Origin of the sequence: Clostridioides sp. ZZV15-6383, assembly GCF_020657735.1 — a bacterium.
GTDB lineage: Bacteria > Bacillota > Clostridia > Peptostreptococcales > Peptostreptococcaceae > Clostridioides > Clostridioides difficile_D.
Genome location: NZ_JAGWCV010000081.1, coordinates 1 through 11,203, shown reverse-complemented (window position 1 = coordinate 11,203; position 11,203 = coordinate 1). Strand labels below are relative to the sequence as shown.

At 26.8% G+C, this 11,203-nt stretch carries 11 protein-coding genes and 1 rRNA gene; 3 read left to right on the top strand and 9 right to left on the bottom strand.

What is annotated here, in order from left to right; translation table 11 throughout:
• From KGF42_RS17790 to KGF42_RS17780, 3 genes are all read right to left on the bottom strand, one after another.
• Positions 1-67 (bottom strand): 16S ribosomal RNA (locus tag KGF42_RS17790); the annotation flags it as partial.
• A gap of 587 nt (positions 68-654) precedes the next feature.
• Positions 655-3,042, bottom strand: coding sequence for a heavy metal translocating P-type ATPase (locus tag KGF42_RS17785; protein ID WP_227826804.1), 2,388 nt, complete (start codon positions 3,040-3,042; stop codon positions 655-657).
• A gap of 22 nt (positions 3,043-3,064) precedes the next feature.
• A complete protein-coding gene (locus KGF42_RS17780) occupies positions 3,065-3,430 on the bottom strand; it encodes an ArsR/SmtB family transcription factor (RefSeq protein WP_054268993.1) in 366 nt (121 codons plus the stop codon).
• 201 nt (positions 3,431-3,631) lie between these two features.
• Between KGF42_RS17780 and KGF42_RS17775 the strand changes: the two genes are divergently transcribed.
• Positions 3,632-4,480 (top strand): hypothetical protein, encoded by an 849-nt coding sequence (locus tag KGF42_RS17775; RefSeq protein ID WP_227826803.1) that lies wholly within the window; start codon positions 3,632-3,634, stop codon positions 4,478-4,480.
• Positions 4,481-4,889: 409 nt separating this feature from the next.
• Positions 4,890-5,675: an EFR1 family ferrodoxin gene (locus KGF42_RS17770; RefSeq protein ID WP_227823454.1), complete on the top strand. Its 786-nt coding sequence runs from the start codon at positions 4,890-4,892 to the stop codon at positions 5,673-5,675.
• Between the two features lie 249 nt (positions 5,676-5,924).
• Here KGF42_RS17770 and KGF42_RS17765 read toward each other — a convergent pair whose 3' ends face one another.
• Positions 5,925-7,013: a hypothetical protein gene (locus KGF42_RS17765; protein ID WP_227823453.1), complete on the bottom strand. Its 1,089-nt coding sequence runs from the start codon at positions 7,011-7,013 to the stop codon at positions 5,925-5,927.
• Positions 7,014-7,140: 127 nt separating this feature from the next.
• Between KGF42_RS17765 and KGF42_RS17760 the strand changes: the two genes are divergently transcribed.
• Positions 7,141-7,869, top strand: a complete 729-nt coding sequence (locus tag KGF42_RS17760) for an HAD-IB family hydrolase (RefSeq protein WP_227823452.1) — start codon at positions 7,141-7,143, stop codon at positions 7,867-7,869.
• 113 nt (positions 7,870-7,982) lie between these two features.
• Here KGF42_RS17760 and KGF42_RS17755 read toward each other — a convergent pair whose 3' ends face one another.
• From KGF42_RS17755 to KGF42_RS17735, 5 genes are all read right to left on the bottom strand, one after another.
• Positions 7,983-8,474 carry a hypothetical protein gene (locus tag KGF42_RS17755; protein ID WP_227823451.1) on the bottom strand — a complete coding sequence of 164 codons (492 nt, stop codon included), beginning with the start codon at positions 8,472-8,474 and terminating at the stop codon, positions 7,983-7,985.
• A 10-nt stretch (positions 8,475-8,484) separates the two neighbouring features.
• Positions 8,485-8,925 (bottom strand): hypothetical protein, encoded by a 441-nt coding sequence (locus tag KGF42_RS17750; protein ID WP_227823450.1) that lies wholly within the window; start codon positions 8,923-8,925, stop codon positions 8,485-8,487.
• Positions 8,915-9,754 (bottom strand): DUF5685 family protein, encoded by an 840-nt coding sequence (locus KGF42_RS17745; protein ID WP_227823455.1) that lies wholly within the window; start codon positions 9,752-9,754, stop codon positions 8,915-8,917. The genes KGF42_RS17750 and KGF42_RS17745 overlap by 11 nt, the downstream gene beginning before the upstream one ends.
• A 218-nt stretch (positions 9,755-9,972) precedes the next feature.
• On the bottom strand, positions 9,973-10,797 hold the full coding sequence (locus KGF42_RS17740) for a peptidase dimerization domain-containing protein (RefSeq protein ID WP_227826802.1): 825 nt from the start codon (positions 10,795-10,797) through the stop codon (positions 9,973-9,975).
• Positions 10,798-10,956: 159 nt separating this feature from the next.
• Positions 10,957-11,203 (bottom strand): zinc ribbon domain-containing protein (locus KGF42_RS17735; protein ID WP_141247360.1); only part of this gene is annotated, 247 nt, incomplete at its 5' end.

Genomic DNA, 11,203 nt, shown 5'->3' with positions numbered 1-11,203 from the left:
GCTCAACTTGCATGTGTTAGGCACGCCGCCAGCGTTCATCCTGAGCCAGGATCAAACTCTCAAATAAAAGTTTATCAGGCTCAGATACTATTGTTATCAAAATATCTGGCTTTATGGTTTGTTTCTTAATATAAATTAACCTACTGTTTAATTTTCAAAGTTCATTTTTCATGTTTGCCCTTTTCTTAAGGACAAGTAATACTATATCATCTTAAAAATAATTGGTCAATACTTTTTTAAATTATTTTTTTAATTTTTTTACTATCTTATGTTACATAATTTGTTGAATGGCAGTTATATTATAGGTTTAGAACATTTTAATATATACATTTTATTATAAAAATTATAGCTATTGATACACATAATTGTAAGTATTATAATTTTTATACCTCTTATTTAAACTTAATCTAAACTTATTAATAAAAATAAATCATCTATTATATAACTTTATATAACTTTAAAAATTACAACATAAAAAGTACCTACTAAATAAACACTTTAAATAAACATAATGGATATAAGTTTATATATAAAAAAGCATCAATAAAGAAAGTATCAATAAAGTTAAAATAAACTTATTGATACTTTCTTTATTATATACTTAATCAATATATAATTGTATGTTTTTTAATAGTATGTTCATACATTTATACCTTATCTCATAGCTCTCATAGCATTTACTACTGCTATAAGTGCTACACCTACATCAGCAAATATAGCTTCCCACATAGTAGCTACTCCTCCAGCTCCTAGTATCATAACTATAATTTTTACTCCTAGAGCAAATATTATGTTTTGCCATACTATTTTATTAGTCTTGTTTGCTATTTCAATTGCTTTAGATATCTTGCTAGGCTCATCTGTCATAAGAACTACATCTGCTGCTTCAATAGCTGCATCTGAACCTAAACCTCCCATGGCTATACCAACATCAGCACGAGCCAAAACTGGAGCATCATTTATTCCATCACCTACAAAGGCTATTTTTTCTTTTTCAGTTCTTCCTTCATATAAATCTTCTAATCTATCTACTTTTTCATTAGGAAGTAAATTTGAGTAAACTGTATCTAATTCTAATTCTTGAGCAATATTTTTTGCTACTTTCTCATTATCTCCAGTTAGCATTACAACTTCTTTTACTCCTATTGCTTTTAAGCTTCTTATAGCATTTTTACTATCTTCTTTTACTTCATCAGATATAACTATATAACCTCTGTATACTTTATCAACAGCAATATAGACTACTGTACCTACTTCTTTAGCTGGTGAATAAGATATATTTTCTTTTTTCATAAGTTTCTCATTACCTGCTAATATAAGCTTACCATTATATTTTACTCTAATTCCATAAGCCGCTATTTCCTCATAACTGTCTATTGTGTCTAAATCAAATTTTTTATTATAGTAATTTAATATAGACTTTGCTATTGGATGATTTGAATTTACCTCTGCAATAGCTGCATATTCTAATAACTCTTCTTCTGATATACCTTCAGGATTTAATTTAGTTACATTAAACACACCTTTAGTAAGCGTTCCTGTTTTATCAAATACTACTGTATCTACACTTCTTAAAGCTTCTAAGTAATTACTTCCCTTAATAAGGATTCCATTTTTAGATGCAAATCCAATTCCACTAAAGAAGCTAAGTGGTATTGATAAAACTAATGCGCAAGGACAAGAAACAACTAAGAATATCAATCCTCTATACAACCAATCACTAAATACCTCACCAGAGACTACAAGTGGTGGCACAAATGCTATTAATAAGGCAGCTATTACTACTATTGGAGTATAATATCTTGAAAATTTAGATATAAAGTTTTCTGTTTTTGATTTTTTGATACTAGAATTTTCAACAAGATCAAGAATCTTAGAAACTGTTGATTCTCCAAAACTCTTTGTAACTTCAATACTCAATAAAGCATTCTTATTTATAACACCTGATAAAATTTCATCTCCTCTTTCAACTTCTCTTAGTACTGATTCTCCTGTAAGTGCAGAAGTATCTAACATAGAAACTCCATCTACTACTACACCATCTAATGGTACTTTTTCACCAGGTTTCACTACTATTATATCTCCTACATTTACTTCTTCTGGTGACACTACTTTAACTTCAGAATTAACTTTTAGATTTGCATAATCTGGTCTTATTTGCATAAGTGAAGTTATAGATTTTCTAGATTCACCAACTGCAACACCTTGTAAATACTCTCCTACTTTATAGAAAAGCATAACTCCTACTGCTTCTGATAATTCTCCTATTGCTAATGCTCCTACTGTTGCTAGAGCCATCAAAAAGTTTTCATCAAATACTCTTCCTTTTGATATATTTCTTATTGCTCTTAAAAGTACATCTCCACCTACTATTACATAAGCAACTATAAATACTATATTGCTAAATTGACTCTCATAACCTGTAGCTGTTTGATATATACCAAAAATATATACAAGAGCTCCAATTATAAGTGGAATTAACTCTTTCTTATCTGTATCATTTATAGCTCCTGCTTTTTCAGTAGTCCCATCTTTTACTTTGTCAGTAGACCCTACTTGTATATCAAGTCCTGGTTCTGTTGAATCTATTATTTCCTTTATCTTGTTTATAACAGTATTCTCTTCAAAGTCAGTAATTATATTTACTGTAAGTTTTTTATTTACAAAGTTTAAATTAGAAGATTCAATTTCTTTTAATTTAGAAACTTTATTATTAATCTCCTCTGCACAATGTGCACAGTTTAATCCTCCTAATATAAGCTCTCTTTTAATTGATGTTTTACTAGATGAATTTTCTTTAGAACTTATTTGTATATCAAGTCCTGGTTCTGTTGAATCTATTATATCTATTATCTTTTCTATAGTAGTATCCTCATTAAAGCTATCCTCTATATTTACTGTAAGTTTTTTATTTATAAAATTTAAGTTGGAAGATTTAACTTCTTTTAGCTTAGAAACTTTGTTATTAATTTCTTCTGCACAATGTGCACAGTTTAATCCTCCTAATATAAATTCTTTTTTAATTACATTATTTGCTTCCATATATATTCACTCCTCTCATTTATCATTTATAAGTCTCTCTAATATGATTTAATCCACAATCAAATATCTGACTTATATGACTATCATCTAATGAGTAATACACTGTCTTTCCTTCTCTTCTAAACTTTACTAACCTAGCCTGCTTTAATACTCTAAGTTGATGAGATATTGCAGAGTGAGTCATATTTAATAAACTCGCTATATCACATACACACATTTCATTTGCAAATAATGCATATAATATCTTTACTCTAGTAGTATCTCCAAATACTTTAAATAATTCTGCTAAATCATATAACATTTCTTCATCTGGCATAGTTGATTTAGCTTCTGTTACTATTTCTTCATGTATTACATTACAATTACAATCATTTATCTCTTCTCTCATTTTTAATCCTCCGTTATTTATAATATATGAATAACTGTTCATATGTTCATTATATGCTATTATTTTTAAGTTTGCAACAATAATTTTTATTTTATTTAATAACAATTAGAATGCACATATTATAAACTTTTTTAATATATATATTATTAGAATAAGTTTTTGTAAACTTTTTTATAGTTTTCTAGGAGGTGCAAGTTTAATATGAGTAACAAGAAAAAAAAGGATTTGGATACTAGTTACATGCCTTACTTAGACCCAGCGAACTATGCAGATTATATTACTAATGAAGAAATTCCCCAAGATGAATTGAGAAATGACCCTCAAATTTCTAATGGTTATACAAAAATACCTAATAACCAGAACACAAATAACCTATATCCTAATAGCGTAAATAATTATCCTAAAAGTAGTAATTCTCCAAACAACTTGCCTAACACAAATAATACATCCGGAAATATGAATTACAATACATCTACTACAAATAATATGCCTAATAATACGTCTAGCAACATGAATAACAATATGGGTATGCCTAATAATATGTCTAACAACATGAATAATAATATGGGTATGCCTAATAATACATCTAGTAACATGAATAATAATATGGGTATGCCTAACAATATGCCTAATAATATGAATAATAACATGGGTATGCCTAACAATATGCCTAATAATATGAATAATAACATGAGTATGCCTAACAATATGCCTAATAATATGAATAATAACATGGGTATGCCTAACAACATGTCTGGCAATATAAATAATAATATGTATGGTAATACGGGTATGCCTAACAATATGTCTGGCAACATAAATAATAATATGGGTATTCCTAACTTTTCATGCAATCAAAATATGCCTCCTAATGTACTTATGATGATACCAGGTGTTATATGTCATAATACAATGCAAGGTATGCCTGTGGTTATGCCTAGTACTATGCCACCTAATATATACCCGACTCCTTATGGCTCTAGTAATATGTCTATACAAGGTATACCACAAACTACTAATATAGAGGAATTTGATGAGGAAGAAATGTAATATATATTTTTTCAAGTAAGTTGTATAAAGCATTAATAATTGGTCATAATAATAAATGTATTCCTCATAATATTCCCCCAATATTATTATAGGTATAGAAAGTTGACTGAATATACTTTTATTCGGTCAACAAATATTAACATAATCTAATAATATAAATATAGAAAAAATCAGATAAAATTAAATTTTATCTGATTTTTTCATTTAAAGTTATATTAGCCATTTACAATGTATATTAATGAAATTAAATTAATGTTAGTAAAATATCACTACATACTACAACTATTATTTAATTCTATAATTATAAAAATACTAAACATGCAAATCCCTTTGGTTTTCTATCAAGTTAATTAGCTCTATGTTATAATGACTATAGCAAGTGACTATTTTATTTATAGGAGGTGTTACTTTGTACAAATTATGTATATTTTACTTTTCTGGAACTGGAATGACAGAATATATAATTAATAAAGTAAAACAAGAATTTGAAAATAAACAGATTTGTGTCGAATGTATAAAAATTGAAAATATCAAGACATCTGAAATCCGTTTAACATCGTATGATATAGTAGGAATAGCCTATCCTGTGCATTCATTTAATGCACCTCAAATTGTATTAGACTTTGTAAAAAAATTGCCTAATACACACTCTATGGATGCATTTGTAATACACACAGCTGGTGAAGACAGTTATATAAATTATGCTTCATCAAATTTGCTAATCAAAAAATTAGATTCTAAAGGTTTCAAAGTATTTTATAACAAATTATTTGCTATGCCATCAAATTTCATGGTCAAATATGATGATATAAAAACAAGAGAGCTTATTGATAAAGCAGATAAAGAAATACCTACTACTGTACATAATTTAATAAATCGAATTTCATACCTCCCAAATAGTAGCACTTTAGTAAAAATACTCTCTTTTGTTGGTAGGTCAGAATGGTATGGAGCTCATATTTTAGGTAAGTTTTTCTACGTTAAAAACAATTGTACACACTGTTCTAAATGTGCTAATAATTGTCCTAAGCATAATATAAATGTTACAAAAGATAATGTTAAATTTAATTGGAATTGTTGCCTGTGTATGAGGTGTATTTATAACTGTCCTAAAAATGCAATTGATATACATCAACCATTTAAATTTATCCATTTTGATAACTGGTATGACTCTAGCATATTCACTAAAAAATAGAGGTTAATAAGCAAAATATATAACATCTTACAAATCAACACCTACATATAAAATATACCAAAAATTAATATTGGCAAATAACATGAGGAAAGTTATAAATTTTTTTATTTTTTTTTAATAAACTGTATAAATTTTTAATAATTGACCACAATAATAAATGTATTCCTCATAATATTCCCCCAATATTATAGAAATAAATTTAAGCGAGATTAAATTCAGTTAATCTCGCTTAAATAATGCCTAAAATTATTATTCTAAAAAATCATCAAAATCTATTGAACCTGATTCTGCAAAATCATACAATGCATTTTGTTCAAAGAAAAAATTCTCTTCAAACTTAATATATTTACTATAGTTATATTGACTTATTTCATTAATACAATTGCAATCACTTTCATTATAAGTACCAATAAAAAACTTATTTCCCATTAAGTAATATATAGCTTTCATATCATTATTTATTACATATACATTTTCTTTAACATGGTCATTATTAAAATTAAATCTAGTAAAAAATATACCTTCATTCATATCACTTTTTAATAAGAATGGATTTTCTCTATAAAATACTCTTGCAAACTCCTCAGGTGAATTTACACTATATACACTTACAAATTCACTCTTAGAAATCTCATCAAATACCTCAAAATCATACATAGGTTCTTTATCTGTCACTAATAGAGAATTAATTCTAAAACCAGTTTCATGACACTTACTTATACAAAAAGCAATTTTACACATATAATATCCATCATTATCTTCATATAAAGCTTCACTTATATATCGACCTTGACCTTTATCACTTACTACATTTTTAAGTAATGTTCCATTTATATTTGTAATATGCATATTTGCAATCTCATCACTTCCAGAAAAATACTTTAGACTTTCTCTATCCCATGCTATAAATCTCATGGTCATATAGTTTATAAATTCAACTTCTTCATAAACTCTTTTACATATCTTATTATATAATTTTTCTATAGTTAAGTCTGTTTTATAATTTTTTACAATATCAATATACTCACATTTATCTCCTGGCAATAACTTGTCATAATAAAGATTCTTATTACCAAAATAAGATACTAAAAATAAAGATTCATCCTTCGTTAATTCAACTCTATCTGAACCAAACCCTCCCATCAATCTTTCTTCTTCCATATAAGCTTCTTCTTGTGTTGGATTTTTTAAACTCACATAATCTGCCAAACCTAATCCCTCTGCATCCAATAAAAAATATTGACAAAAATGATTATTTTCATCATCTATCCAATTTATTATAAGACCTAAACTACCCATAAGTCTAGAATTCGTAGCCTTTGCAAAATTAAAATTCATATAGTCACATCCTTTAAACTTTAAAATACTTGTTTTTTAATATATAAATTATTATACATATATTTTAACAACTTAGGTACAATTTATAATATAATATAAGGAAATGATTAATTGAGGTGGTCTTATGATGAAAAATATAGCAGCTTTTTTTGATATAGATGGTACTCTTTATAGAGACTCTCTTATGGTTGAACATTTTAAGAAATTAATTAAATACGATATAATTGACCAAAAAAATTGGTATAAACACGCTAGAGACACTTTTATGGATTGGGATAAAAGACAAGGTAATTATGATGATTATCTATTAGAAATATGTGACCTTTATGTTGATTCATTAAAAGGATTAGATAAAACCTGTATTAACTTTACAAGTGACCAAGTAATCAAATTAAAAGCAGATAGGGTTTATAAATACACACGCTCAAGGATTGAGTGGCATCTAAATCAAGGGCATATAGTTATATTTATATCTGGTAGCCCTGGGTTTCTAGTTGAAAAAATGGCAAAAAAATATAATGTAACTGATTTTCTAGGAAGTAATTATGTATTTGAAAATGATATATTTACAGGAACAGTTATTCCAATGTGGGATTCTATAAGTAAAAATAATGCTATAAACAATTTTGTTGCAAAATATGATTTAGACTTATCAAACTCATATGCCTATGGTGATACTAATGGTGATATAAATATGTTAAAAAGAGTTGGAAATCCAATTGCAATAAATCCAACAAAGGAACTTTTATCCCAAATATCACTTGATGATGAAATTTCTAAGAATGTTCAGATAATAGTAGAAAGAAAGGATATTATTTATTCTTTAGCTACAGATGTAAATATAGTGGATATTTAATCTATATTATCTATTTTAAAAACTTATATTATATCTAATATAAAAAAGCTCTGACTAAAAATCAAAGCTTTTTTATATTACACTAAGTATATATTAAATATAAAAATCAACTGTTATTTTTTAAATAGCATCTTTCTTAACCTATTATTGTAATAACCTATAAAAGAACTATAAACATAGTCATATACTATAAAAGCTATCTCAAATGAACCTATAATAAAAATATTTATTGGTATATAAACTATTGTCCTTAATAAAAAATACAATATAAGTAACATTATATTTGCAAATACTAATTTCAAAAAATACTCAATATATATTGACCTATCTTTTTCTATAAGATATTTTACAATACCATATATTCCAAAAGTAAGTGAATATACAATCCATTGAGACTTACTTGCCATCACTATAAATCCTAAAGCTATAGAACCTATATAAAAAGCAATTCCACTTTTAAATCCCCATTCCATTATTACAATTGATACTAAAAGTGATGCTAAACCCATAATAAACAATGTATTTACAGGAATAATATTTGTAAGAGTCAACAATATCACATTTAATGCTAATAAAACTCCTCCATAAGCAACTTTTATACTCATATTTATCATCCTAACAACAAGTTATTAAATCTCCACCAAAACATTCACAGCATGAATCTAAACACCAAAGCTTAGCACAGTTTTCACAACAATCGTCACCTAGACAACAACAACAATCATCACAGCAACAGCAACATCCATCTAAATCATTACGTCTTCTTCTATTATAATTGTCAGCTCTGTTGTTATATTCATTTCTATATTGTGTATAACTTCTAAGTGCATCACTATATTCGCTATTTTCAGGTTCCATAAATTTTGCTCTTTTTAAGAAGTCTTCACCTTCTTCATAATATCCTATGTTCATTGCAGAAAAACCAGTTAGATAATACCATTCTGCACATTTGTCAGTCAAAGTCTTTAAAAAATCATATGATTTTTTAAATTCACTATTTTCTATAAAAGCTCTTGCTCTCATAAAATTTTCATTATTATAAGTATTACTGTACATTCTTTCCACCTCTGCTTTCTAATATATTCATATATCTTAAATAAACACCAGAATAAATTATATTTTCTATTATTCCAACATTTTTATTTAGATTTAAATTATCAATCCCTCTAGCTAAAAAACCTAATGATGTCACAATTATTTTTTTTACTTTTTCTTTTAACTCATCATTTTTATCTATATACTCTATAAATGGATTGTATCTTCCTTTTTTAAAATCTTCATCTAAATCTTCATAGGCATCTAGTAGATATATATACTTACCTATATTAAAGCCTATCATTCTTAAGTTTCTCTCGTTTTCATCTTTTTTGTAGGCAAATACTTCACCCATTATATTACCAAATACACTAGATACTTCATCTATATTTATATTTTTGTCCTTTTCTAACTTATTTAATTCATTTAGCTGTTGTTTTATATACTCTGCTTTTTTAGGATACTTTTCATATGCTAAATTTAATTTGTTTTTATATATATAATATGCTAATTTATCTTTTATGCGTTTATCGTCCATTAAATTATCTTCCAATTTATAATACGTTAAAAGAATATTCATACTTGCTGCATATTCTGTAATATCATTTGTAATTACCTTTTTCTTTTTAAATGGATTGACTATACATGCTTCCTCTGTACTTATAGACTCTGGGTTATATACTGCTGTTAATAAAACAATTAAAAATGTTATATCATAATTCAGAGAAAATCTAGAAATTTCTCCATGATTTCTTTTTAAATATTTACATAATCCACAATAGTAAGCTTTGTAATGGTCATATTCTCTAAATGTTAAATCCATTTTGTTTATTTTAACATATCCAAACATAAATACTCCTTTTTGTACTACTTTTTATTTAGATGATATATAGTATAACACTTTTTATCAAGATTATATAAGATATAGTATTCTAAGAAACTTAAAAAATACCTTCTAATCACTGTATCTTAGATTTAAAATAATTAGAAGACAAAGTTAAAAATAATATTAAATTATAGATTTATATAAACTCATACAATTCAATCTTACTTACATTAAATTAATTTTCAAATAATTGGAGTATATTCAAAACTACCTATAGTATCGTCTAATTCCCTTTTTGATTTATTTACAATAGATTCATCCAACATTACATCATTTATTGAACATGCTATAGACTTAGATGCTAATAACATCGCTTTAAATCCCATGTCAGAACCTGCACTGGCACAAGACTGCCATGTATGAGCAGAAATACCAATAGGCCAAACTGAACAAGAACATTGTGCTGTAGGCATTATGTAACTAATATCTCCAATATCTAATGATAATGATATACAATTATTATGAGTAAATGTATCATCTGTAATTTTATCATGTAAATTCATCTTAGTAATATCCTTATTTCCACTTAATACACTAGAAACACTAATTCTTTTATCTATAGACACTGTTTCAGCTAATTTCTCTGCAAAATAATAGTCATCTTCATTATAATTTTGTACTCCTACCAATCTCATGTTTTGTGATAGGATATCTGTTAATATTGTATTTGGAATATAGTCATACACTCCACTTATAATATTATATTCCATACTAGTACCAGTCATTAATGCTGCTCCTTTTGCTATATCAACAATCCTACCAAATACATCTCTTACATGCTCCATTTTAACTCCTCTTATGTAATACCACACTTCTGCAAAATCTGGAACTATATTTGGCATTTTTCCACCATTAGTAGTTACATAGTGTACTCTACAGCTATCAAATATATGTTCTCTCAAATAATTACAACCTATATTCATAAGTTCTACTGCATCAAGTGCACTTCTTCCGTTATAAGGAGCTTGTGCTGCATGAGCACTAATCCCATTATATCTAAATTTCACAGAGTAATTAGCAAGTGTTGGGATTCTTATCGGAGTATTTATCTGAACCTCCCATGACTAAAGTCACAGGGTTCCTGCTTCACAGAATTTTGCATATTAAAATATGTCTTACTAATTCTCCACAGGCTATCCCCATAGTTCCTACGGTTCTTACATAAGTTATTTATTTTGAATCGTTATTAGTCTTAATCCTTCTTTTAATATATTTATACTTGCATTTATATCTCTATCGTGAGTTTCATTACAACTAGGACAAATCCATTCTCTTATATTTAAGTTCTTAACTTCCTCGTTTTTATACCCACATTTATTGCATATTTGTGAACTTGCAAAGAATTTACCTACCTTTACAATTTGTCTACCATACCAATTAGCCTTGTATTCTAATTGACGAATAAACTCTGAC